A 23,705-nucleotide genomic window follows, 5' to 3' on the forward strand; every position below is an offset into this window, starting at 1 on the left:
CGGCCCGGCGCAGGAGGCCCGGCCCCCGCCGCCTTCCGCCTCGCCTTACGCCTCCCCCTACGCCTCGCCTTCGCGCTCGGCCAGGAACCGCTCGAACTCGCGGCCGATCTCGTCGGCCGTGGGGATCTCCGCCGGTTCGGCGATCATGTTGCCGCGGGTTTCGGCGCCTGCCGCGGCGTCGTACTGGTGCTCCAGGCCGCGGACGAGGGAGACCAGTTCGTCGTCGCCCTCGCGGATCTGCCGGTCAATCTCCGTCTGCGTGCGGTGGGCCTCGGTGCGCAGGGCGTGCGCGACGCCGGGCAGGACCAGGCCGGTCGCCGCGGTGATCGCCTCCAGGACGGTCAGGGCGGCGTCCGGGTAGGGCGAGCGGGCGATGTAGTGCGGTACGTGCGCGGCGACGCCCAGCACGTCGTGCCCGGCCTGGGCGAGGCGGAACTCGACGAGCGATTCGGCGCTGCCGGGGACCTGGGCCTCGTCGAAGGGGCTGTTGTGGCCGGGCATGAGGTCGGTCCGGTTGCCGTGCGGGGTGATGCCGACGGGCCGGGTGTGCGGGACGCCCATGGGGATGCCGTGGAAGTTGACCGAGAGCCGGACGCCGAGGCGCTCGACGATCTGCCGGACGGCGGCGGCGAAGCGCTCCCACTCCACGTCCGGTTCGGGGCCGGAGAGCAGCAGGAAGGGCGCGCCGGTCGCGTCCTGGACGAGGCGGACCTCCAGCCGGGGCTCCTCGAAGGAGGCCCAGTGGTCGCGCCGGAAGGTCAGCAGGGGGCGCCGGGCCCGGTAGTCGACCAGGCGGTCGGCGTCGAAGCGGGCCACGACCTGGTGGGGCAGCGTGTCCAGGAGCCGCTCGACGATCTGCTCGCCGGTCTCGCCGGCGTCGATGTACCCCTCGAAGTGGTAGAGCATGACCAGTCCGGCCGAGTCCTGGGCGAGCGCCAGGTCGGCCACCGCCAGCCCCTTGGCGTCCCATTCGTACAAACCCTGTGGATCAAGCACAGTCACCGCTCCTCCTCGCCTCGTTCTCTGCGGAGAACGTCCGAGGGGGCGTCACCATTCCCCGTTCGGCCGCATTCGCGGGGCGGGAGCCCGGTCGGGCCTTGCCGCTGCCGTACGGAGGCGGTCCCGGCCGGGGCAGCAGCAAGGCCCGCCCCCTCGGAAGGGGACGGGCCTTGCGTTCAGCTCAGCTCACCGCCGGTCCGCGCCGGCGGCGCGGTGCGCTGCTGCGATCAGCTCTGGCCGCCGGCCAGCTTCTCGCGGAGCGCGGCCAGGGCCTCGTCGGAGGCCAGGGCGCCCGAGGTCTCGTCCGACTCGGAGGAGTAGGAGCCACCCGAGATGCCCGCACCGGCGTTGCCGGCGGCCGGGGCGGCAGCACCCTCGGCAGCGGCGGCCTCGTCGGCCTCGCGGCTCTTGATGACCTGCGCCTGGTGCTGCTCGAAGCGGCTCTGCGCCTCGGCGTACTGGCGCTCCCACGTCTCGCGCTGGGTCTCGTAGCCCTCGAGCCAGTCGTTGGTCTCGGGGTCGAAGCCCTCGGGGTAGATGTAGTTGCCCTGGTCGTCGTAGGACGCGGCCATGCCGTACAGGGTCGGGTCGAACTCGACCGACGCCGGGTCGGCACCGAAGGACTCGTTGGCCTGCTTCAGGGACAGCGAGATCCGGCGACGCTCGAGGTCGATGTCGATGACCTTGACGAAGATCTCGTCGTTGACCTGGACGACCTGCTCCGGGATCTCCACGTGGCGCTCGGCCAGCTCGGAGATGTGGACCAGGCCCTCGATGCCCTCGTCGACGCGGACGAACGCACCGAACGGAACCAGCTTGGTGACCTTGCCGGGGACGACCTGGCCGATCTGGTGGGTCCGGGCGAACTGCTGCCACGGGTCCTCCTGCGTCGCCTTCAGCGACAGGGAGACACGCTCGCGGTCCATGTCGACGTCGAGGACCTCGACGGTGACTTCCTGGCCGACCTCGACAACCTCGGACGGGTGGTCGATGTGCTTCCAGGACAGCTCGGAGACGTGGACGAGGCCGTCGACGCCGCCCAGGTCCACGAAGGCACCGAAGTTGACGATCGAGGACACGACGCCGGAGCGGACCTGACCCTTCTGCAGGGTGGTGAGGAACGTCTGGCGGACCTCGGACTGGGTCTGCTCGAGCCAGGCACGGCGGGACAGGACCACGTTGTTGCGGTTCTTGTCCAGCTCGATGATCTTGGCCTCGAGCTCCTTGCCCACGTAGGGCTGGAGGTCGCGGACGCGGCGCATCTCGACCAGGGAGGCCGGGAGGAAGCCGCGGAGGCCGATGTCGAGGATGAGACCACCCTTGACGACCTCGATGACGGTACCGGTGACGATGCCGTCCTCTTCCTTGATCTTCTCGATGGTGCCCCAGGCACGCTCGTACTGGGCGCGCTTCTTCGAGAGGATCAGGCGGCCTTCCTTGTCCTCCTTCTGGAGGACCAGGGCCTCGATCTCGTCGCCGACCTTGACGACCTCGTTCGGGTCGACGTCGTGCTTGATCGAGAGCTCGCGGCTCGGGATGACGCCTTCGGTCTTGTAACCGATGTCGAGCAGGACCTCGTCCCGGTCGACCTTCACGATGACGCCGTCGACGATGTCGCCGTCGTTGAAGTACTTGATCGTCTCGTCGATCGCGGCGAGGAAGGCTTCCTCGTTACCGATGTCGTTGACCGCAACCTGCGGGGTGGTGGCGGTGGTCTCGGTGCTGCTCGTCATGTGGGAAAGGGCTCCGGTACGGACATTGAAGTCGTAGGTACTGCTACGCCGGGAGCCCTTATCGGCATCTGCCGAAGAAGCCGGACAGCCAAGGAAGCCCGCAACCCGTGAAGGTGCAGGGCCTCGAGAACCGAGGGGACATCAACAGATGCAAGCGCAGCCTGCTAGGTCTGAGGAGCACAGGCTCGCAGCGCAACTTGTAGCATACGGGGGCGGCCGGACAGGGTCAATGCGCGAACGGGCACACCCCGGGCGGATCACCGCACAGCAGGCACAATTCCTTGCCGGGCAGGCGCCGATGGCCTCCCCGCATTCCTTTCCGCAGACTACGACGACGGGCCCCATGAACCAAGAGGACTACGCCTCCGAACGCGCGTACGATATCGCGGCCGCGGAGGACGCCGAGGCCACCCGCCGCCACGCGGACGACGCCGAGAGCAGCCGGGCCAGCCGCGTGTGGTGGGACCGCAACGCGGACGAGTACCAGAGCGAGCACGGCGCGTTCCTCGGCGACGACCGCTTCGTGTGGGGCCCCGAGGGCCTGGACGAGGCGGACGCCGGGCTGCTCGGCCCGGCCGCCTCCCTCGCCGGCAAGGACGTCCTGGAGATCGGCGCCGGCGCCGCCCAGTGCTCGCGCTGGCTCGCCGCGCAGGGCGCCCGTCCGGTCGCCCTGGACCTGTCGCACCGCCAGCTCCAGCACGCCCTGCGCATCGACGGCGGCGCGGTCCCCCTCGTCGAGGCGGACGCGGGCCGGCTGCCCTTCCGCGACGGCTCCTTCGACCTGGCCTGCTCCGCGTACGGGGCGGTGCCCTTCGTCGCCGACCCGGTGAACGTGATGCGCGAGGTCCACCGCGTCCTGCGGCCCGGCGGCCGCTGGGTCTTCTCCGTCACCCACCCGATCCGCTGGGCGTTCCCCGACGAGCCGGGCCCCGAGGGCCTGTCCGTGTCCGCCTCGTACTTCGACCGGACCCCGTACGTCGAACAGGACGAGCAGGGGCGCGCGGTGTACGTGGAGCACCACCGGACCCTCGGCGACCGGGTCCGGGACGTCGTCGCCGGCGGGTTCCGGCTGGTCGACCTGGTGGAGCCGGAGTGGCCGGACTGGAACGTGCAGGAGTGGGGCGGCTGGTCGCCCCTGCGCGGGCACCTCATCCCCGGCACCGCGGTCTTCGTGTGCGAGCGGGACGACGCCGCCCGGGGCGGGGCCTGAGCCGTGCCCGTGCGCACCGCCGCCCTCGACGCCCTGCCCGTGCGCGGGGCCGTGCCCGCGCTGCTGTCCGCCCTGGACGGCCACGGCACGACCGTGCTGTGCGCCCCGCCGGGCACCGGCAAGACCACCCTGGTCCCGCTGGTCCTGGCCGGGCTGGTCGGCGACGGGCCGCCGCGCCGGGTCGTGGTCGCCGAGCCGCGGCGGATCGCCGCCAGGGCGGCGGCGCGCCGGATGGCGTGGCTGCTGGGCGAGGAGGCCGGCGGCTCCGTCGGGTTCACGGTGCGCGGGGAGCGGGTGGCCGGCCCCGGCACGCGCGTCGAGGTCGTCACGACCGGTGTGCTGCTCCAGCGCCTGCAGCGGGACCAGGAGCTGGCCGGCGTGGACGCCGTCGTCCTCGACGAGTGCCACGAGAGGCACCTGGACGCCGACACCGCCGCCGCGTTCCTGCTGGACGTGCGGGAGGCGCTGCGGCCGGGGCTGCGGCTCGTCGCCGCGTCCGCGACGACCGACGCGGAGGGCTGGGCACGGCTGCTCGGCGGCGCCCCGGTGGTGCGCGCGGAGGGGGTCTCGTATCCGGTGGAGACGGTGTGGGCCCCGCCGGCCCGGCCGGTGCGCCCGCCGCACGGCATGCGGGTGGACCCGGCGCAGCTGGCGCACGTCGCGGCGGTGGTGCGGCGGGCGCTCGCGGAGCGCGACGGGGACGTGCTGTGCTTCCTGCCGGGCGTCGGGGAGATCGCCCGGGTGGCCGGGCTGCTCGGCGGCGCAGGGGCGGAGGTCCTCCAGGTGCACGGGCGGGCGCCGGCGGCGGTGCAGGACGCGGTGCTGGCGCCGCGGACCGGCGGCGGCCGGCGGGTGGTCCTCGCGACGTCGGTCGCGGAGTCGAGCCTGACGGTGCCGGGGGTCCGCGTGGTCGTGGACTCCGGGCTGGCGCGCGAGCCGCGCACGGACCACGCCCGCGGGCTGGGCGCGCTGGCGACCGTACGGGCCTCCCGGGCGGCGGCCCGGCAGCGGGCCGGGCGGGCCGGCCGGGAGGCGCCGGGCACGGTGTACCGGTGCTGGTCGGAGGCGGAGCACGGGCTGCTGCCGGCGTTCCCGGCGCCGGAGATCCGGCTGGCGGACCTGGCGGGGTTCGCGCTGCAAGCGGCCTGCTGGGGCGATCCCGACGCGTCCGGGCTGGCGCTGCTGGACCGGCCGCCGGCCGGGGCGATGGCCGCCGCGCGGGCGGTGCTGGCGTCGGTCGGCGCGGTGGACGGCGCGGGCCGGGCCACCCCGCGCGGGAAGCGCATGGCCCGCCTCGGCCTGCACCCGCGGCTGGCCCGCGCCCTGGTGGACGGCCCGGCGGCGGCCGGCACCGCCGGGCCGGAGGCGGTGCGGCGGGTCGCCGAGGTGGTGGCGCTGCTGAGCGAGGAGCCTCCGCGGGAGTACGGGGACGACCTGGTGGCGGCGTGGCGGAGGGCCGCCGCGGGCGGCGATGCCTACGCGGCGCGGTGGCGTGCCGAGGCGAGGCGGCTGGCCTCGCTCGCCGCAGCGGAGCCCTCCGCGGCGAGCGGGGGCCGCACGGACGGCGGCGGGCGCGGTGCGGACCGCGGTGCGGACCGCGGGCAGGGCGGGGACGACCGGCTCGCCGGACTCGTCGTCGCGCTGGCGTTCCCCGAGCGGGTGGCCCGCAGGCAGGGGCCGGGCCGGTTCCTGATGGCGTCCGGCACGCGCGCCGCCCTGCCCGAGGGCTCCCGCCTCGCCTCGGCCGGCGACTGGCTGGCCGTGGCGGTCGCCGACCGGTCCGCCGGCTCCGCGGACGCCCGCCTCCGGCTGGCCGCGCCGCTGGACGGGGACACGGCCCTGGCTGCCGCCGAGCACCTGCTGGTGTCGGCGCAGGAGGTGCACTGGGAGGAAGGGGACGTCGTCGCCCGCGCCGTCGAACGGCTCGGCGCGATCGCCCTCGCCGAACGCCCCCTGACCGCGCCGGACCCGGCCCTGCTGCGCGCCGCGCTGCTCCGGGGCCTGGCGGAGGAGGGCCCGGCCGGGCTGCTGCGCTGGTCGAAGGAGGCGGCGGCGCTGCGCGAGCGCCTGTCCTTCCTGCACCGCACGCCGGGCGGGGACTGGCCGGACGTGTCGGACGCGGCCCTGACCGCGCGTGCGGAGGACTGGCTGGAGCCGGAGCTGTCGCGGGCCCGCCGCCGCGCGGACCTGGCCCGCATCGACGCCGGCCGGGCGCTGGCGCGCCTGCTGCCGTGGGCGTCCGGCGAGGCGGCCCGACTGGACGAGCTGGCGCCGGAGCGGATCGAGGTGCCGAGCGGCTCCCGGATCCGCGTGGACTACTCGGGGGAGCAGCCGGTGCTCGCGGTGAAGCTCCAGGAGCTGTTCGGGCTGGCCGAGACGCCGCGCGTCGGGGGCGTGCCCGGGGTGCCCGTCCTGGTGCACCTGCTGTCACCGGCGGGGCGGCCCGCGGCGGTCACCGCCGACCTGGCCTCCTTCTGGCGCAGCGGCTACCGGGCGGTCCGGGCCGAGCTGCGCGGCCGCTACCCCAAGCACCCCTGGCCGGAGGACCCGGCGACGGCGGAGCCGACGCGGCACACCAGCGCCCGCCTCAGGCGGTGACCCGCCGCGTCCGCGCCTCCCGCCACAGCGCCGCCGCGAAGAGCAGCAGCCCGGCGGCGGCGAGGCCCGCGGGGGCGTAGGTGCGCAGGGCGAGGACCTTCAGCCGGTTCGCGGCGACGAGGGCGACGGTGTGCCGGCTGTAGTCCTCGCGCATCCTGACGTGCCCGGCGAAGACGGTGAGCCGGCCCTCGGGGGCGCCGGAGGCGATGCCGCCGCGCATCTCCTGCTCGATGGCCTGCTCGGCGTTGACGGGCGCCCCGGTGACCGGGTCCACCCAGAACATCGCCTTGGCCCGGTACCAGAGGGAGGTCCCGGTGGTCTGCTCGAAGGTCGCCGGGTCGATGCCCTCGATCGGCATCTTCTTGGGCAGGGGGACCTTCGTCCAGGGCACGGTCTGCTCGTAGTAGTGGACGTCCAGGCCGCGGAAGGTCCGCGGGCCGAGGTAGTGGGCGGGCGAGGAGGTGCGCGTCTGCGCGTCGAAGTACAGGTGGTCGCTGGGCTGGGCGGCGAACGGCCACTTGAACTCGATGCCCTCGCGGCGCACGGGGTCCCCGTCGACGGACTCCCCCGCGGTGTGCACCGGCTCCTGGGTGTGGGCGTCGAAGACGTACCGCTCAGGGATCTGCGAGACCATGCGGCCGTCGGGGCCGGCGATGTGGGTGAGGGTGTCCCACACGACGACGTCGCGGCCCGTCTCGGCCGACGCGCGCCGGGCCGCCTCCACGTCGCCCTTGAGGGTCTGGACGATCGTGACCTTGTCGACCTTCCTCGGCTGCATGCCGCCTGTGTAGTCGAGGAGGGTCGCGTCGCGGGCCTCCAGGACGACCGCCTGGTACTGGCCCGGGGGGATCCGGGCGAGGCGGGGGTACGCGTACCAGCGCAGCAGCGGCGCGAGGGCCGCGCAGAACACGGCGAGGGCGAGGAGGGCCAGGCCCGCGCGGCTCCGCATGCCCGGCCCTCTCACGGCTGCCCCGGCGCGGGGGGCGGGCTCGTGAGGAGGGGGTGCGGGGAGGTCCGGCCCCCGGGGGTGCCGAGGGCCGTGACGGCGAGGACGAGGGCGGCCGCGGCGGCGAGGCCGACGGCGGCGGCGAGGAGGGCGCGCATGCCGGGCCTCCGGGATCTGATGGGGTGTCAAAACGGGGGCACCGTAGCAACGCGGGCACGGGATGGGAACCGCCGGGCGGCCTCCTAACGGGCCGACGCCGCGCCCGTGCTGCGGCTCGGGCCGGCCCCGGGCTTGGCGGAGGAGGTGGGCGTCGGCCTCGGGCTCGGGGCGGCGGTGGGCTTCGGAGCCGGCGTCGCACTCGGCTTCGGCGACGGCGTTGGCGTAGGGCTCGGGGTGGGGGTGGGGGTGGGGCTCGGCGTCGGCTTTGTGCTCGGCGTGGGGGTCGGCGTCGGGCTCGGGGTGGGCGACGGCTTCGGGGTCGGAGTGGGCGTCGGCTCGGGTGTCGGCGTGGGCGTCGGCTCGGGTGTCGGCGTGGGCGTCGGGCTCGGCTTCGGCGTGGGCGACGGTGTGGGCGACGGCGTCGGCGTCGGCTTCGGTCCTGCGGGGGCCGGTCCCGCGCCTGCTCCCCCGGCGTCGGGGACCTCGTACGCGCCGCCCAGGTAGTACGCGTACCAGGACCGCACCGTCCGCAGGTACGCCCCGGAGTGGTTGTACGACAGCACGGCCCGGTCGAGGTCGGCCGGCACCCGCAGGTCCCGGCTGCCCGCGCAGAGGTAGCGCCCGGCGGCGAGGGCGGCGTCGTGGATGTTGTTCGGGTTGCGGCGGCCGTCGCCGTCGGCGTCCTGGCCCCACGCCGCCCAGGTGGACGGGATGAACTGCATGGGGCCGACCGCGCGGTCGTGGACGGTGTCGCCGTCGTACGCGCCGCCGTCGGTGTCCGGGATGTCCGCGAAGCCGTTGCCGTCGAGGACGGGTCCGAGGATCGGCCGCAGCGTGGTGCCCGCGGCGTCGACGCGGCCGCCGCCGGCCTGGCCCGACTCGACCTTGCCGATCGCGGCGAGCAGCTGCCAGCGCAGTCCGCACCCGGGGTCGGTCCGCCCGACCCGCTGCTCGGCCCGCTGGTACGCGGCGAGCACCGTCGCCGGAATGCCCTGCGCCCCGGACCGCCCGCCCAGGGCGACGGGCCCGCCGCCCTGCCCGCCGCCGGCACCGGCATGCTCGTCCGCGGGCTGCCGTACGGGCGGCGCCTCCGGCGCGGGTGCCGGTACCGCGCCGGGCCGGGCAGCCGGCGGCGGCAGCTCGCGGAGGTAGGCGCCGTCCCCGCCGCCCCCCGTACCGGCCGGCGGGAACGGCGCGGCCGTGGTGGAGCCCGCACCGGCGGCCGCGATGCCGCGGACGGGCCCCTGCGAGGCGGTCAGGGCCGCGGCGACGAGCGCGCACGCGGCGACCGCGGCCGCTCCCCTGCGCAGCCCGCCTCCCGCGGTGCGCTCGCCCGCCCGCGGAGCCGCCGGAGCCGGTATCCGAGCCGCCGACCGATCCGACATGAGCCGGTCCCCCCTCGTCCTCGACATCGGCGTGACCGTACGTCAACTCCCGTCACGGCAAACGCGCCTGCGCTCGGGTTTCACCATTTCCCCACGCCGTCTGCGGGTCGCGCATACTGTCCGGACCCGATCGTGAGCATTGGCCCGAAGTAAAGAAAAAGTCACTGCGCGTGACGTGTGATGCCTCGGCCCCGCGCGCATCGGCCCGGCCGACCCGGCCGCATCCCCACCCGGCCTGCCGGGAACCGGTCAGAACAACCAGCAAGAGGTGCCGTGCCGTTCACACTCAGCCATGCCGCAGCCGTCCTGCCCGCCGTCCGCCGCACCGGCCGGGCCCGCGGCCCGCTCGTCGCCTCGGCGCTCGTCCTCGGCTCGTTCGCGCCGGACACCTTCTACTTCGCGGACGCCGTCGTGGGAGGGGTGATGGAGTACGGGGCGTTCACGCACTCCCTGCCCGGCCTCCTCACCGCGGACGCGGTGCTGACGGCGCTGCTCGCCGCAGGCTGGCTGCTGCTGCGCGAACCGCTGGTGGCGCTGCTGCCGCGGGCGCGGCAGGGCCGGGTGTACGCCCTGCTCCGCGGGGAGGCGTGGCGCGGCGGCCGCCGGCCGGCGCTCCTCGTGCTGTGGTTCTACCTGTCGGCGGTGCTCGGCTCGCTGACACACCTGGTGTGGGACAGCTTCACGCACCTGGACCGGTGGGGGACGAACGCCCTGCCCCGGCTCGGCGAGCCGCTCGCGCTCGGCTACCCGCTCTACACCTGGCTGCAGTACGGCTCGTCGGCCGTGGCGGCGGGCGCGCTGCTGTGGTTCGCGGCGGCGGCCCTGCGGGCGGCGCCGGACCGGCCGGCGCCCGCGGCGGTCCCGGTCCTGGGACGGGCCGGGGTGCTCGGCGCCGCCGTCCTGGTCGCGGGCTGCACGGCGGCCGGGGCCACCCTGCGTGTGATCCGCTTCTTCACCTTCCACGACCGGGTCCGCTCGCCCCTCGACATCATCCCGACGCTCTGCTTCGGCGCGGGCGGCGGGCTCGCCGTCGGCCTGCTGCTGTACGCGGCGCTGGTGCGGCTGCACCGGCGGCGGAACCGGCGCCCGGCAGAGGAGGCGCGGGAGCCCGTCCCCGCCGGATAGCGGGAACGGGCTCCGAAGCGGGACCGGGCGGGCGCGCCGCCCTCCCGTCTCAGTGGGCGGCGGACTCCCAGTCGGGGCCGACGCCGACGGACACGTCCAGCGGGGCCCGCAGCTCGACGGCCGCGCCCATCTCGCGGCGCACCAGCTCCTCGACCTGCTCCCGCTCGCCCGGCGCGATCTCCAGCACGATCTCGTCGTGGACCTGGAGCAGCATCCGGGACCGCAGCCCGGCCCCCGTGATCGCCCGGTCGACGCGCAGCATGGCGACCTTGACGATGTCGGCGGCGGTGCCCTGGATCGGCGCGTTGAGAGCCATCCGCTCGGCGGCCTCGCGGCGCTGCCGGTTGTCGCTGTTCAGGTCGGGGAGGTAGCGGCGGCGGCCGAAGACCGTCGCCGTGTAGCCGGTGGCCCGCGCCTCGTCCACGACGCGCTGGAGGTAGTCGCGGACCCCGCCGAAGCGCTCGAAGAACGTCTCCATCAGGCCGCGCGCCTCGGCCGGCTCGATGCCGAGCTGCTGCGACAGCCCGAACGCCGACAGCCCGTACGCCAGCCCGTACGACATCGCCTTGATCTTGCGGCGCATCTCGGGGTCGACCTGGGAGCGCTCCACCCCGAACACCTGCGAGGCGACGGTGGTGTGCAGGTCCTCCCCGGACAGGAACGCCTGGATCAGGCCCTCGTCCTCGGAGAGGTGGGCCATGACGCGCAGCTCGATCTGGCTGTAGTCGGCGGTCATCAGGGACTCGTAGCCCTCGCCGACGACGAACCCGCGGCGGATGGCGCGGCCCTCGTCGGTGCGCACCGGCACGTTCTGCAGGTTCGGGTCGGTCGAGGACAGCCGGCCGGTCGCGGCGACGGTCTGGCTGAAGCTGGTGTGGACGCGGCCGTCGGCGGCGATCGTCTTGACGAGGCCCTCGACGGTGACGCGCAGCTTCGCCTGCTCCCGGTGCCGCAGCATGATCACGGGGAGTTCGTGGTCGGTCTGGGTCGCGAGCCACGCCAGCGCGTCCGCGTCGGTGGTGTAGCCGGTCTTCGTCTTCTTCGTCTTGGGCAGGTCCAGCTCGCCGAAGAACACCTCCTGGAGCTGCTTGGGGGAGCCCAGGTTGAACTCGTGGCCGACCGCCGCGTGCGCCTCCTTCACGGCCTGCTGCACCGCGCCCGCGAACTGCTGCTCCATGGCCTCCAGGTGGTCGCGGTCGGCGGCGATGCCCGCCCGCTCCATCCGGGCCAGCAGCTCGGACGTCGGCAGCTCCATGTCGTGCAGCAGGTCGGCCGCGCCGACCTCGGCCAGCCTGCCCGTGAACGCCTCGCCGAGGTCGAGGACGGCCCGGGCCTGCGCCATCAGCGCCTCGGCCTCGGCGGTCTCGTCCGCGCCGAAGGCGAGCTGTCCGTCCGCGGCGGGCGGCGCCAGCTCGCGGTGCAGGTACTCCACGGACAGCGCGTCCAGTGCGAAGGACCGCCGGCCCGGCTTGACCAGGTACGCGGCGAGTGCCGTGTCCATGGTGACGCCGGCGAGGCTCCAGCCGTGCTCGGGGAAGACCCGCATCAGCCCCTTGGCGTTGTGCACCACCTTCGGGCGGGAGGCGTCCGCCGCCCACGCCGCGAACGCCCGGTCGTCGGCCTCGTCCAGCGCGGACGGCTCGAACCAGGCGGCCGCCCCGCCGGCCGCGGCCAGCCCGATCTCCGCGATGCTGCCCTGGCCGAGCGCCCAGCTGTCCACCGTGGACACGCCGAGCGGGCCGCCCGCGTGCTCCGCGAGCCACGGCGCGAGCTCCCCGGTGCCGAGCACCGTCCCGTCGAGTTCCACGCCGGCCGCCGGAGCCGGTGCCGCCTCCTCCTGCCCGGCGCCGGGGTCGACGGCCAGGAGCCGCTCCCGCAGCGAGGGGTTGCGGATCTCCAGCACGTCCAGCACACCGGTCACGGCGGAGCGGTCGTACGGGGCGCGCTCCAGGTCCGCGGCGCCCTTGGGCAGCTCCACGTCCCGCACCATCTCGGTGAGCACCCGGTTGAGCTTCACGGCCTCCAGGTGGTCCCGGAAGTTCTGCCCCGCCTTGCCCTTGACCTCGTCGGCCCGCTCCACCAGCTCCGCGAACGACCCGAACTGGTTGATCCACTTCGCGGCGGTCTTCTCCCCGACGCCCGGGATGCCGGGAAGGTTGTCCGACGGGTCGCCGCGCAGCGCCGCGAAGTCCGGGTACTGCTGCGGGGTCAGCCCGTACTTCTCCACGACCTTCCCGGGGGTGAAGCGCGTCAGCTCCGAGACCCCCTTCGTCGGGTACAGCACCGTGGTGTGCTCGGAGACCAGCTGGAAGGAGTCCCGGTCGCCGGTGACGATCAGCACCTCGTACCCGAGCGCCTCGGCCTGGGTGGCCAGCGTCGCGATCACGTCGTCGGCCTCGAAGCCCTCCACCGCGAACCGCGGCACGTTCATCGCGTCCAGCAGCTCGCCGATCAGCTCGACCTGCCCCTTGAACTCGTCCGGCGTCTTCGAGCGGTTCGCCTTGTACTCGGGGAACTCCGTCGACCGCCACGTCTTGCGGGAGACGTCGAACGCGACCGCGAAGTGCGTGGGCGCCTCGTCGCGCAGCGTGTTCGCCAGCATCGACGCGAAGCCGTAGATCGCGTTCGTCGTCTGCCCCGAGGCCGTCGTGAAGTTCTCCGCGGGCAGCGCGAAGAACGCCCGGTACGCCAGGGAGTGCCCGTCCATGAGCATCAGGCGGGGGCGGTCCGCTGCGGTCGTCTGGTCGGTCTTCTTCGATGCGTTCTCTGCCACGCTCCCGATCCTAGGCGGCCCCGCCGACAATTCCGGCTCCGGCGACCTGGCCCGGGCGTGACAGGATCGGACGTACAGGCGAAGACGCCCGGGCCCGCCGGGCACGCACCACCCGACATGCCCGAAGGGGACCGACATGGCCGCCAAGCCGCCCGCAGGGGATCCCGTCCAGGACGCGCCGCAGGTCGCGCCCCCCAAGCACGCCGCGGCGGGCCTGCCCGCCATCGGGCACACCCTGAGGATCGCCCAGGCGCAGATGGGCCTGGCCCGCACCGCCCGCACCCTCCTCAAGGTCAACCAGAAGGACGGCTTCGACTGCCCCGGCTGCGCCTGGCCCGAGGGCGACAAGCGGCACACGGCGGAGTTCTGCGAGAACGGCGCCAAGGCCGTCGCCGAGGAGGCCACCCTGCGCCGGGTCACCCCCGGCTTCTTCGCCGCCCACTCCGTCGCCGACCTGGCCTCCCGCTCCGGCTACTGGCTGGGCCAGCAGGGCCGGCTCACCCAGCCCGTCCACCTCGCCGAGGGCGCCGACCACTACGAGCCGGTCTCCTGGGAGCGCGCCTTCGAGATCATCGCCGAGGAGCTGAACGCCCTCGACTCCCCCGACGAGGCCCTCTTCTACACCTCCGGCCGCACCAGCAACGAGGCCGCGTTTCTCTTCCAGCTGTTCGCCCGCGAGTTCGGCACGAACAACCTGCCCGACTGCTCCAACATGTGCCACGAGTCCTCGGGCTCCGCGCTCACCGAGACGATCGGCATCGGCAAGGGCAGCGTCAGCCTGGATGACCTGCACCAGGCCGACCTGATCATCGTCGCCGGGCAGAACCCCGGCACCAACCACCCCCGCATGCTCTCCGCCCTGGAGAAGGCGAAGGCCTCCGGAGCGAAGATCATCTCGGTGAACCCGCTGCCCGAGGCCGGCATGGAGCGGTTCAAGAACCCGCAGACCCCCCTGGGCATGCTCCGCGGCACCCCCCTGAACGACCTGTTCCTGCAGATCCGCATCGGCGGCGACCAGGCCCTCTTCCGGCTCCTCAACAAGCTGGTCATCGAGGCCGACGGCGCCGTCGACGAGGACTTCGTCCGCGAACACACCCACGGCTACGAGGAGTTCGCCGCCGCCGCGCGGAAGGCCGACTGGGCCGGGACCCTCACCGCCACCGGCCTCACCCGCCCCGAGATCGAACGCGCCCTCGCCATGGTCCTGGCGTCGGAGCGCACCATCGTCTGCTGGGCCATGGGCCTCACCCAGCACAAGCACGCCGTCGCCACCATCCGCGAAGTCGTCAACCTGCTGCTGCTCCGCGGCGACATCGGCCGCCCCGGCGCCGGCGTCTGCCCCGTCCGCGGCCACTCCAACGTCCAGGGCGACCGGACCATGGGCATCTTCGAACGGCCCGCCCCCGCCTTCCTCGACGCCCTCGACAGGGAGTTCGGGATCACCTCCCCCCGCCACCACGGCCACGACGTCGTCCGCGCCATCGAGGCCCTCCGCGACGGCAGGGCGAAGGTCCTCTTCGCCATGGGCGGCAACTTCGTCGCCGCCACCCCCGACACCGGCGTCACCGAGGCCGCCGTCCGCCGCGCCGCCCTCACCGTGCACGTCTCGACCAAGCTCAACCGCTCGCACGCCGTCACCGGCCGGCAGGCCCTGATCCTGCCGACCCTCGGCCGCACCGACCGGGACGTCCAGGCCACCGGCCGCCAGTTCGTCACCGTCGAGGACTCCATGGGCATGGTCCACGCCTCCCGCGGCAACCTCGCCCCGGCCTCCCCCCACCTGCTCTCCGAACCCGCCATCGTCGCCCGCACCGCGCGCGCCGTCCTCGGCGACGCCTCCGCCACCCCGTGGGAGGAGTTCGAACGCGACTACCGCGCCATCCGCGACCGCATCTCCCGCGTCATCCCCGGCTTCGAGGACTACAACGCGCGCGCCGCCCGCCCCGAGGGCTTCCGCCTCCCCCACGCCCCGCGCGACGAGCGCCGCTTCCCCACCGCCACCGGCAAGGCCAACTTCACCGCCGCACCCGTCGAGTACCCGCGCGTCCCCGAAGGCCGCCTGCTGCTGCAGACCCTGCGCAGCCACGACCAGTACAACACCACCATCTACGGCCTGGACGACCGCTACCGCGGCATCACGGGCGGCCGCCGCGTGGTCCTCGTCCACCCCGAGGACGCCGCGGCGCTCGGCCTCGCCGACGGCTCCTACACCGACCTCGTCAGCGAGTGGAAGGACGGCGTCGAGCGGCGCGCTCCCGGCTTCCGCGTCGTGCACTACCCGACCGCACGCGGCTGCGCGGCCGCCTACTACCCCGAGACGAACGTCCTCGTCCCCCTCGGCTCCACCGCCGACACCAGCAACACCCCCGCCAGCAAGTCCGTCGTCGTCCGCTTCGAACCGGCCCCGGAGCAAGCGCTCGCTCAGCAGCCTGATAGGAAGGGCGTTAACGAGCGTTGACACCCGCAGAACGGAGACGGCCCATGGGCGAGCAGCACGCGGTGAAGTTCCCGCAGGAGGTCCTCGACGAGTACGCCGCCCTCGGCATCGACCTGCCGGCGCTGTTCTCGGCGGGACACCTGGGCGAGCGGATGGACATCCGCGTGCTGGAGGCCTCCGCCGAGCGCGTCGTCGGCACCATGCCGGTCGAGGGGAACACCCAGCCGTACGGGCTCCTCCACGGAGGGGCCTCCGCGGTCCTCGCCGAGACGCTCGGCTCCGTCGGGGCGATGCTGCACGGCGGCATCGGGAAGATCGCCGTCGGCGTCGACCTGAACTGCACGCACCACCGCGGGGTGCGCTCCGGCCTCGTCACCGGCGTGGCCACGCCGGTGCACCGGGGCCGCTCGACGGCCACGTACGAGATCGTGATCAGCGACGAGCAGGACCGCCGGGTCTGCAGCGCCCGGCTCACCTGCCTCCTGCGCGACGCGGGCTGACCACCACGCCGGACCGGGGGCATGCGGCGGAAGGCCGGGCGGGGCAGGGCAGCCGGAGGGGGCGGCCGCTGCGCGGAGCGGTTCCCCTCCCCACCCCTTCCCGAAACCGGGGGCGCCGCCCCCGGCCCCCGAACGGCCGCTGCGCGGCCGTGCGCCCAAACGCCGCGCAGGCTGGATCCACTCAGCCCTGCCGGCCTCTGAGCCGCCGTCAGGGCGCGAGGCGCGGGGGCGGGATTGCGTCAGGGAGGCGGCCCGGCGTTGTGTCACCGAAGGTGACGGCCTACCGTCGACGGCATGCGTCCGCTCGGCCGCTCCGCGGCCCACGCCACCACCGTCGCACTCCTCGCAGCCGCCCCGCTCGCCGCCTCCGCCGCCTGCACCCCGGCCACCCCTCCGGCCCCGCCCAAGTCCGCCCCGGCGGCCGCGCCGCGCCCGTCCTCCCCTGCCGAGATCTGTTCTGCTCTCGTGTCGTACTGGGCGAAGGAGGCCCTCGCAGGCGGTAGGTGGGCCGGCTTGGACTGGGAGCAGAAGGGGCTGTCGAACGCCCAGTTCGCGATCCACGAGGATGCCGTCGCCGCAGGTCGGGCCGTGGAGCGAACTCACGGGCGGAGCAAGGCACTTGAAGTTGTCGACCGGGTTGTCGCCGAGCGCTGCGCGGCCGAGGGCGGAGCGACCGGGAGTTCGGAGCACCGGCGGGCGCCGAGCCCGGCCGGGTGACCGGATTCCCGTGTGCGGTGTCCGGCTTCCGGGCGGCAGGGGCCCGGAGCGAGCCGGTGCAGGTCGGGGCCGGTGGGGGGCGTTCCGCGCGACTCCCCCGCCCCCGCACCAGGGCCCAAACACCCGAAGTGGATCAAGAACAGTCATTACCGTCAGTAATGACCACGCCCCACAGAATCCCCTTTTACGTGCGCGGAATGCCGCTCCCGCGATTCTTTCGGACACTCCCTGCGACATTCGGCCGGTTTTGATCTATGACAGGACCATGAAGCCCTCAAGCCCCTTAGAGAACCCGCGAATTCTCACGATGCGGACAATGCCCCCGGGCGCCAAACGTCCGTTCTGTCCCTACTCCGGCCTCACATTCTTGGCCTTGGCATAACAAGACAGTCACATCCTCCTTTCCCCGCTCCCCCCACTCCCCACCGCGGCCTAGAGTCACGGCCAGTCACCGCGCCACAGGGCGCACCCCAGCACGGCCGTGGACTCCCAGTGCGGCCCGGCGACCCATCGGCACAGCCCCAACTCGGGGCAGCCGCGCCAGGGAAAGGAAGAATCGTGCGACACCGTTCTCTGCTCGTCCTTACCACCGTGATCACCACGGGAGCACTGACCCTCACCGCCTGCGGTTCGCGCGACGAAGCGAAGACCGGCGACAACGCCGGCGGCGGCAAGACCGTCGTCGTCATCGGCGTCGACGCCCCGCTCACCGGATCCCTTTCGGCCCTCGGCCAGGGAATCAAGAACTCCGTTGACCTCGCGGCCAAGACCGCGAACAAGAACAACGAAGTCCCCGGCGTCGAATTCAAGGTCGAAGCGCTCGACGACCAGGCAGTTCCTGCCTCCGGCCAGGCAAACGCCACCAAGCTCGTAGGCAACAAGGACGTTCTCGGCGTGGTCGGCCCCCTGAACTCCGGCGTCGCCCAGCAGATGCAGGGCGTCTTCGCCTCGGCGAACCTCGCCCAGGTCTCCCCGGCCAACACCAACCCGTCCCTGAGCCAGGGCGACAACTGGGGCAAGGGCGAGTTCAAGCGCCCCTTCAAGACCTACTTCCGCACCGCCGCCACCGACGTGGTCCAGGGCAAGTTCGCCGCCCAGTACCTCTTCAAGGACGCAGGCAAGAAGAAGGTCTTCGTCGTCGACGACAAGCAGACCTACGGCGCCGGCCTCGCCGGCATCTTCTCGGAGGAGTTCAAGAAGCTCGGCGGCGAGGTCGTCGGCACCGACCACGTCACCGTCAAGGAGACCGACTTCTCCTCGACCGCCGACAAGGTCAAGTCCTCCGGCGCCGACTCCGTCTACTTCGGCGGCCAGTACCCCGAGGGCGGCCTGCTCTCCGACCAGATCAAGAAGACCGGCGCCGCCATCCCGCTCTTCGGCGGCGACGGCATCTACGACCCGGCCTTCATCTCGGCCTCCGCCGAGGCCAACGACGGCGACCTCGCGACCTCCATCGGCGCCCCCGTCGAGAAGCTCGACACCGCCAAGAAGTTCATCGAGGACTACAAGGCCGGCGGCTACAAGGACCCGTACGCGGCCTACGGCGGCTACTCCTACGACGCCGGCTGGGCCATCGTCCAGGCGGTCAAGGCCGTCGTCGCCGCCAACGGCGGCAAGGTCCCGGCCGACGCCCGCGCCAAGGTCGTCGAGGCCCTCGGCAAGGTCTCCTTCGACGGTGTGACCGGCAAGGTCTCGTTCGACGAGTTCGGCGACACCACCAACAAGCAGCTCACGGTCTACAAGGTCGAGGGCGGCAAGTGGGTCGACGTCAAGAGCGACACCTTCAACCAGTAGTCGCCGCGCCCGACGGCGCCCACACCTGACCGACCCCAAGAACCAAGCCGCGCGAGGGCGCAAACAGCGCCCTCGCGCGGACTCTTATCCGACACGCACATCGGAGGCCCTGCGGTGCACGAACTGCCGCAACAGCTGGCCAACGGCCTTGCCCTCGGTGCCCTTTACGGCCTCATCGCCATCGGGTACACCATGGTCTACGGCATCGTCCAGCTCATCAACTTCGCCCACGGCGAGATCTTCATGATCGGGGGCTTCGGCGCCCTCACCACCTACACCGCACTCCCGAGCGGAACCTCGCTCCTGGTGGCGATACCCCTCATGATCCTCGGAGGCGCCCTTGCCTCCGTCGCCGTGGCCACCGCAGCCGAGCGCTTCGCCTACCGCCCGCTGCGGGGGGCACCGCGCCTGGCACCCCTCATCACCGCCATCGGCCTCTCGATCGCACTCCAGCAGCTCGTCTGGCAGTTCTACCCGAACGCCAAGAAGGCCGTCACCTTCCCGGAGTTCACCGGCAAGGCCTTCCAGATCACCGACAACCTGGCCATCCAGCGCGCCGACGCCTTCGTCCTCGCCCTGGCCCCGCTCTGCATGCTCGCCCTCGGCGTCTTCGTCTCCAAGAGCCGCAGCGGCCGCGCCATGCAGGCCACCGCCCAGGACCCCGACACCGCCAAGCTGATGGGCATCAACACCGACCGCATCATCGTCATGGCCTTCGCCATCGGTGCCGCGTTCGCCGCCGTCGCCGCCGTCGCGTACGGCGTCGACAAGGGCCAGATCAACTTCGAGATGGGCTTCATCCTCGGCCTCAAGGCGTTCACCGCGGCCGTCCTCGGCGGCATCGGCAACATCTACGGCGCCATGGTCGGCGGCGTCGTGCTCGGCCTCGCCGAGGCCCTCTCGATCGCCTACATCGAGGAGATCCCCGGCATGGAGCAGCTCGGCGGCGGCGCCTGGGCCAACGTCTGGGCCTTCGTCCTCCTCATCGTCGTCCTCCTCGTGCGGCCCCAAGGCCTGCTCGGCCAGCGCGTCACGGATCGGGCGTGAGAACCATGACCACCACCGAAACCACCCCCGCCACCGTGGCCGCGCAGCCCGCCACCGCCAACAGGACCCTGCTGTACGCGATCACCGGCGGCTCCGCCCTGACCGTCATCAGCGCCTTCCTGGCGTGGACGTACACCACCGCCTTCCCGGGCAACCTCACCCTCTACGGGTACCCCGCGCCCCTCCAGATGCTCACCCTGGTCGGCGCACTCCTCACCGGGCTCTACGCCCTCTCCGCCCTCGGCACCAAGGGGCTCGGCTGGCTCGCCCCGAACGGCCACAGCGCCACCCTCCGCTTCCTCGCCGCCGGCGCGGCCGCCACCACCGTCTTCACCGTCGGCTCGATCGCCGTCGAACTCGGCGGCCTCGTCCACCTGGAGCCCGGAGCCTGGGTCGCCGCCCTCGCCTCGCTGGTCCCGGCCGCCGCCGCCTTCAAGCTCGCGGACGACAAGCGCAAGGCCGCCCCCGCGGGCACCCTCCCCTCCTGGGCCGAGATCCTCATCATCGTCGGCGTCTACGCCCTCGGCCTCTACGTCATCACGTTCGGCATCGACACCGATGACAAGGAACCGCAGCTCTTCATCGCGTACCTGATCACCGTCGGCCTCGCCGCCACGGGCCTGATGAAGTCCGGCCTCCCCGACCGCTTCGCCGCGATCACCGGCCGGCACCGCCAGGTCGCCCTCATCGCGACCGCGGCCGCCTTCATCGGCTTCCCGTTCATCCAGCAGAGCGGCGACACCTACACCCTGATCGCCGTCAACATCCTGATCTTCGCGACCGTCGCCCTCGGCCTCAACGTCGTCGTCGGCCTCGCCGGCCTCCTCGACCTCGGCTACGTCGCCTTCCTCGGCGTCGGTGCCTACACCGCCGCCCTGGTCTCCGGAAGCACCGCCTCCGCCTTCGGTGTCCACCTGCCCTTCTGGGCCGCCGTCATCGTCGGGGCCATCGCCTCCCTCGTCTTCGGCGTCGTCATCGGTGCACCGACCCTGCGCCTGCGCGGCGACTACCTCGCCATCGTGACCCTCGGCTTCGGAGAGATCTTCCGCATCGCCATGGGCAACCTCGACGGCACCTCCGGCCCCAAGATCACCAACGGCCCCAACGGCATCCCGAACATCCCCCACCTCGAACTCTTCGGGTGGAACTTCGGCGAGGCCCACAACGTCTTCGGCATCACGCTCGGCGCCTACGCCAACTACTACCTGCTGATGCTGCTGGTCATGGCCCTGGTCATCCTGGTGTTCGCCCGCGCCGGCAACAGCCGTATCGGACGCGCCTGGGTCGCCATCCGCGAGGACGAGACCGCCGCCGAAGCCATGGGCATCAACGGCTTCCGCGTCAAGCTCATCGCCTTCGCCCTCGGCGCCACCCTCGCCGGCCTCGCCGGCACCGTCCAGGCACACGTCAACACCACGGTCGTCCCCGAGAACTACGTCTTCGCCGGGCCCGTCCCGCCGAACTCCGCGTTCCTCCTCGCCGCCGTCATCCTCGGCGGCATGGGAACCATCCGCGGACCCATCCTCGGCTCCGCACTCCTCTTCCTGATCCCCGCGAAGCTCCAGTTCCTCCAGGACTACCAGCTCCTCGGGTTCGGCATCGCCCTCATCCTGCTCATGCGCCTGCGCCCCGAAGGCCTCATCGCCGACAAGCGCGCCAAGCTCGAGTACCACGACGACACCGCTGACCAGGCCCCCACCGACCTGGCCACCGCCAAGGCGGGTGCGTGAACACCATGACGACCACCACCGACACCACCACCAAGCCCGCCGCCGCACCGGCCGGCGAGACCGTCCTCGACGCGAGCGGCGTCACCATGCGCTTCGGCGGCCTCACCGCCGTCAAGGGCGTCGACCTCCAGGTCAACTCGGGCGAGATCGTCGGACTCATCGGCCCCAACGGCGCCGGCAAGACCACCTTCTTCAACTGCCTCACCGGCCTGTACGTCCCCACCGAGGGCAAGGTCAGCTACAAGGGCACCGTCCTTCCGCCCAAGCCCCACCTGGTCACGCAGGCAGGCATCGCCCGCACCTTCCAGAACATCCGGCTCTTCTCCAACATGACGGTGCTGGAGAACGTCCTCGTCGGACGCCACACCCGCACCAAGGAAGGCCTCTGGTCGGCCCTCCTGCGCGGCCCCGGCTTCAAGAAGGCCGAAGCCGCCTCCGAGGCCCGGGCCATGGAGCTCCTGGAGTTCATCGGCCTGGAGCACAAGGCCCAGCACCTGGCGAAGAACCTCCCGTACGGCGAGCAGCGCAAGCTCGAAATCGCCCGCGCCCTCGCCAGCGACCCCGGCCTCCTGCTCCTCGACGAGCCGACCGCCGGCATGAACCCGCAGGAGACCCGCGCGGCCGAGGAGCTCATCTTCGCCATCCGGGACAAGGGCATCGCCGTCCTCGTCATCGAGCACGACATGCGCTTCATCTTCAACCTGTGCGACCGGGTCGCCTGCCTCGTCCAGGGCGAGAAGCTCATCGAGGGCACCGCCGCGGAGGTCCAGGGCGACGAGCGCGTCATCGCCGCCTACCTCGGCGAGCCCTTCGACGGCGCCCCCGGCGCCGCCGAGGCCGCCGAGGTCGAGGCCGCCGAGCAGCACGCCGCCGAGGCCGCCGCCGATGCCGCCGGGGCCGCCGCCCCGGCGAAGGCGGACGCCCCGGCCAAGGCCGGGGACACCGAGGAGGACGCCGCCGACGCCGAAGGCCAGGACGACGACACCGCGGACGACGCCGATACCGCAGAGGAGGCCGGAACCGACTCGGAGCCGGCCGCCGACGCGGACAGCACCACCAGCAAGGACGGAGAAGCCAAGTGACCGTACTGATGGAGGTCAACGACCTCAAGGTCGCCTACGGCAAGATCGAGGCCGTCAAGGGCATCTCCTTCACCGTCGAGACCGGGCAGATCGTCTGCCTCGTCGGCACCAACGGCGCCGGCAAGACGACGACCCTCCGCACCCTCTCGGGCCTCATCAAGCCCCGCGGCGGCACCATCACCTTCGACGGCCAGCCCCTCGGCACCGTCCCCGCCCACAAGATCGTCTCCCTGGGCCTCGCCCACTCCCCCGAGGGACGCCACATCTTCCCCCGGCTGACGATCGCCGAGAACCTCCAGCTCGGCGCCTTCCTCCGCAACGACAAGGAAGGCATCGAGAAGGACATCCAGCGCGCCTACGAGCTCTTCCCCATCCTGGGCGAGCGCCGCAAGCAGGCCGCCGGCACCCTCTCGGGCGGCGAGCAGCAGATGCTCGCGATGGGCCGCGCGCTCATGTCGCGCCCGAAGCTGCTCATGCTGGACGAGCCCTCCATGGGCCTCTCCCCGCTGATGATGCACAAGATCATGTCCACCATCGCGGAACTCAAGGCCCAGGGCATGACGATCCTCCTCGTCGAGCAGAACGCCCAGGCCGCGCTCTCCCTGGCCGACCAGGCGCACGTCATGGAGATCGGCAAGATCGTCCTCTCGGGCACCGGCCAGGAACTCCTCCACAACGAGGACGTCCGCAAGGCCTACCTCGGCGAGGACTGACCGCCGCGGCACCGCCCGCACACGGGTGAGGCCCGCCACCGGAACCCCCGGTGGCGGGCCTCACCCGTCTGTACGCACGTGCCGTCCGGCGGGGCGGGCCTCAGCCCTGCCTGGCCGCGTTCTTCTTCTCCTCGGCGTCCTCGATGACCGCCTCCGCGACCTGCTGCATCGACATCCGCCGGTCCATCGACGTCTTCTGGATCCACCGGAACGCCGCCGGCTCCGACAGCCCGTACTGCGTCTGCAGGATGCTCTTCGCGCGGTCCACCAGCTTCCGGGTCTCCAGCCGCTGCGCGAGGTCCGCGACCTCCTTCTCCAGCGCCCGCAGCTCCGCGAACCGCGACACCGCCATCTCGATGGCCGGCACGACGTCGCTCTTGCTGAACGGCTTCACCAGGTACGCCATGGCCCCGGCGTCCCGCGCCCGCTCCACGAGCTCGCGCTGCGAGAACGCCGTCAGCATCAGGACCGGCGCGATCGACTCCTGGGCGATCTTCTCCGCCGCCGAGATGCCGTCCAGGACGGGCATCTTCACGTCCAGGATGACCAGGTCCGGGCGGTGCTCCCGGGCCAGCTCGACGGCGGTCTGCCCGTCGCCGGCCTCGCCGACCACGGAGTAGCCCTCCTCCTCGAGCATCTCCTTGAGGTCGAGACGGATGAGCGCCTCGTCCTCGGCGATGACGACGCGGGTCGTCAGCGGCGGAACGTGCGACTGGTCGGCGTCGGGCGTGGGCGTCGACTCGTGCTCGGCGGTCAC

17 protein-coding genes are annotated in these 23,705 nt (G+C 72.9%); 10 read left to right on the top strand and 7 right to left on the bottom strand.

The window, feature by feature from the left end; genetic code table 11:
- Positions 1 to 57 precede the first annotated feature (57 nt).
- Positions 58 to 996 carry a PAC2 family protein gene (locus tag C0216_RS22975; protein WP_114057108.1) on the bottom strand — a complete coding sequence of 313 codons (939 nt, stop codon included), beginning with the start codon at positions 994 to 996 and terminating at the stop codon, positions 58 to 60.
- Positions 997 to 1,226: 230 nt separating this feature from the next.
- Positions 1,227 to 2,732, bottom strand: coding sequence for a 30S ribosomal protein S1 (gene rpsA / locus C0216_RS22980; protein ID WP_114057109.1), 1,506 nt, complete (start codon positions 2,730 to 2,732; stop codon positions 1,227 to 1,229).
- 343 nt (positions 2,733 to 3,075) lie between these two features.
- Here rpsA and C0216_RS22985 point away from each other — a divergent pair, with 343 nt between their 5' ends.
- Positions 3,076 to 3,942, top strand: coding sequence for a class I SAM-dependent methyltransferase (locus tag C0216_RS22985; protein WP_114057110.1), 867 nt, complete (start codon positions 3,076 to 3,078; stop codon positions 3,940 to 3,942).
- A gap of 3 nt (positions 3,943 to 3,945) precedes the next feature.
- Complete coding sequence (gene hrpB, locus C0216_RS22990; RefSeq protein WP_246042658.1) at positions 3,946 to 6,540, top strand: ATP-dependent helicase HrpB; 2,595 nt, start codon at positions 3,946 to 3,948, stop codon at positions 6,538 to 6,540.
- Here the strand turns inward: hrpB and C0216_RS22995 are convergent.
- The 3 genes from C0216_RS22995 to C0216_RS23005 form a co-directional block, all read right to left on the bottom strand.
- On the bottom strand, positions 6,530 to 7,489 hold the full coding sequence (locus C0216_RS22995) for a DUF3068 domain-containing protein (RefSeq protein WP_114057112.1): 960 nt from the start codon (positions 7,487 to 7,489) through the stop codon (positions 6,530 to 6,532). The genes hrpB and C0216_RS22995 overlap by 11 nt on opposite strands.
- 11 nt (positions 7,490 to 7,500) lie before the next feature.
- Entirely contained in the window at positions 7,501 to 7,644 is a 144-nt protein-coding gene (locus tag C0216_RS23000; protein WP_114057113.1) for an SPW_0924 family protein, read from the bottom strand.
- Between the two features lie 84 nt (positions 7,645 to 7,728).
- Entirely contained in the window at positions 7,729 to 9,057 is a 1,329-nt protein-coding gene (locus C0216_RS23005; RefSeq protein WP_246042659.1) for a lytic transglycosylase domain-containing protein, read from the bottom strand.
- A 246-nt stretch (positions 9,058 to 9,303) separates the two neighbouring features.
- On the opposite strand from C0216_RS23005, the gene C0216_RS23010 reads away from it, so the two are divergent.
- A complete protein-coding gene (locus C0216_RS23010; protein WP_114057115.1) occupies positions 9,304 to 10,155 on the top strand; it encodes a DUF4184 family protein in 852 nt (283 codons plus the stop codon).
- A 49-nt stretch (positions 10,156 to 10,204) separates the two neighbouring features.
- Here C0216_RS23010 and polA read toward each other — a convergent pair whose 3' ends face one another.
- A complete protein-coding gene (gene polA / locus C0216_RS23015) occupies positions 10,205 to 12,928 on the bottom strand; it encodes a DNA polymerase I (protein ID WP_114057116.1) in 2,724 nt (907 codons plus the stop codon).
- A gap of 136 nt (positions 12,929 to 13,064) precedes the next feature.
- Here polA and C0216_RS23020 point away from each other — a divergent pair, with 136 nt between their 5' ends.
- From C0216_RS23020 to C0216_RS23055, 7 genes are all read left to right on the top strand, one after another.
- The gene (locus tag C0216_RS23020; protein WP_114057117.1) at positions 13,065 to 15,386 is read left to right on the top strand and encodes an FdhF/YdeP family oxidoreductase; all 2,322 of its coding nucleotides are present in this window, start codon (positions 13,065 to 13,067) and stop codon (positions 15,384 to 15,386) included.
- Between the two features lie 23 nt (positions 15,387 to 15,409).
- Positions 15,410 to 15,865, top strand: a complete 456-nt coding sequence (locus C0216_RS23025) for a PaaI family thioesterase (protein ID WP_114057118.1) — start codon at positions 15,410 to 15,412, stop codon at positions 15,863 to 15,865.
- A 1,275-nt stretch (positions 15,866 to 17,140) separates the two neighbouring features.
- Complete coding sequence (locus tag C0216_RS23035) at positions 17,141 to 18,376, top strand: branched-chain amino acid ABC transporter substrate-binding protein (RefSeq protein ID WP_114057120.1); 1,236 nt, start codon at positions 17,141 to 17,143, stop codon at positions 18,374 to 18,376.
- Positions 18,377 to 18,490: 114 nt separating this feature from the next.
- Positions 18,491 to 19,423 carry a branched-chain amino acid ABC transporter permease gene (locus C0216_RS23040; RefSeq protein ID WP_114057121.1) on the top strand — a complete coding sequence of 311 codons (933 nt, stop codon included), beginning with the start codon at positions 18,491 to 18,493 and terminating at the stop codon, positions 19,421 to 19,423.
- A 5-nt stretch (positions 19,424 to 19,428) separates the two neighbouring features.
- Entirely contained in the window at positions 19,429 to 21,153 is a 1,725-nt protein-coding gene (locus C0216_RS23045) for a branched-chain amino acid ABC transporter permease (RefSeq protein ID WP_114057122.1), read from the top strand.
- A gap of 5 nt (positions 21,154 to 21,158) precedes the next feature.
- Positions 21,159 to 22,235, top strand: a complete 1,077-nt coding sequence (locus C0216_RS23050; protein ID WP_114058858.1) for an ABC transporter ATP-binding protein — start codon at positions 21,159 to 21,161, stop codon at positions 22,233 to 22,235.
- Positions 22,232 to 22,948, top strand: coding sequence for an ABC transporter ATP-binding protein (locus C0216_RS23055; protein ID WP_114057123.1), 717 nt, complete (start codon positions 22,232 to 22,234; stop codon positions 22,946 to 22,948). The genes C0216_RS23050 and C0216_RS23055 overlap by 4 nt, the downstream gene beginning before the upstream one ends.
- 100 nt (positions 22,949 to 23,048) lie before the next feature.
- Here C0216_RS23055 and C0216_RS23060 read toward each other — a convergent pair whose 3' ends face one another.
- Positions 23,049 to 23,705 carry an ANTAR domain-containing response regulator gene (locus tag C0216_RS23060; protein ID WP_114057124.1) on the bottom strand — a complete coding sequence of 219 codons (657 nt, stop codon included), beginning with the start codon at positions 23,703 to 23,705 and terminating at the stop codon, positions 23,049 to 23,051.

The organism is Streptomyces globosus (assembly GCF_003325375.1).
GTDB classification, from domain to species: Bacteria; Actinomycetota; Actinomycetes; order Streptomycetales; family Streptomycetaceae; genus Streptomyces; species Streptomyces globosus_A.

Coding starts and splice junctions, on each gene's coding strand:
- rpsA (WP_114057109.1), bottom strand. CDS start 2,732: ATGACGAGCAGCACCGAGACCACCGCCACCACCCCGCAGGTTGCGGTC.
- C0216_RS23050 (WP_114058858.1), top strand. CDS start 21,159: ATGACGACCACCACCGACACCACCACCAAGCCCGCCGCCGCACCGGCC.
- C0216_RS23000 (WP_114057113.1), bottom strand. CDS start 7,644: ATGCGCGCCCTCCTCGCCGCCGCCGTCGGCCTCGCCGCCGCGGCCGCC.
- C0216_RS22985 (WP_114057110.1), top strand. CDS start 3,076: ATGAACCAAGAGGACTACGCCTCCGAACGCGCGTACGATATCGCGGCC.
- C0216_RS23005 (WP_246042659.1), bottom strand. CDS start 9,057: ATGTCGAGGACGAGGGGGGACCGGCTCATGTCGGATCGGTCGGCGGCT.
- C0216_RS23045 (WP_114057122.1), top strand. CDS start 19,429: ATGACCACCACCGAAACCACCCCCGCCACCGTGGCCGCGCAGCCCGCC.
- C0216_RS23025 (WP_114057118.1), top strand. CDS start 15,410: ATGGGCGAGCAGCACGCGGTGAAGTTCCCGCAGGAGGTCCTCGACGAG.
- C0216_RS23020 (WP_114057117.1), top strand. CDS start 13,065: ATGGCCGCCAAGCCGCCCGCAGGGGATCCCGTCCAGGACGCGCCGCAG.
- C0216_RS22995 (WP_114057112.1), bottom strand. CDS start 7,489: ATGCGGAGCCGCGCGGGCCTGGCCCTCCTCGCCCTCGCCGTGTTCTGC.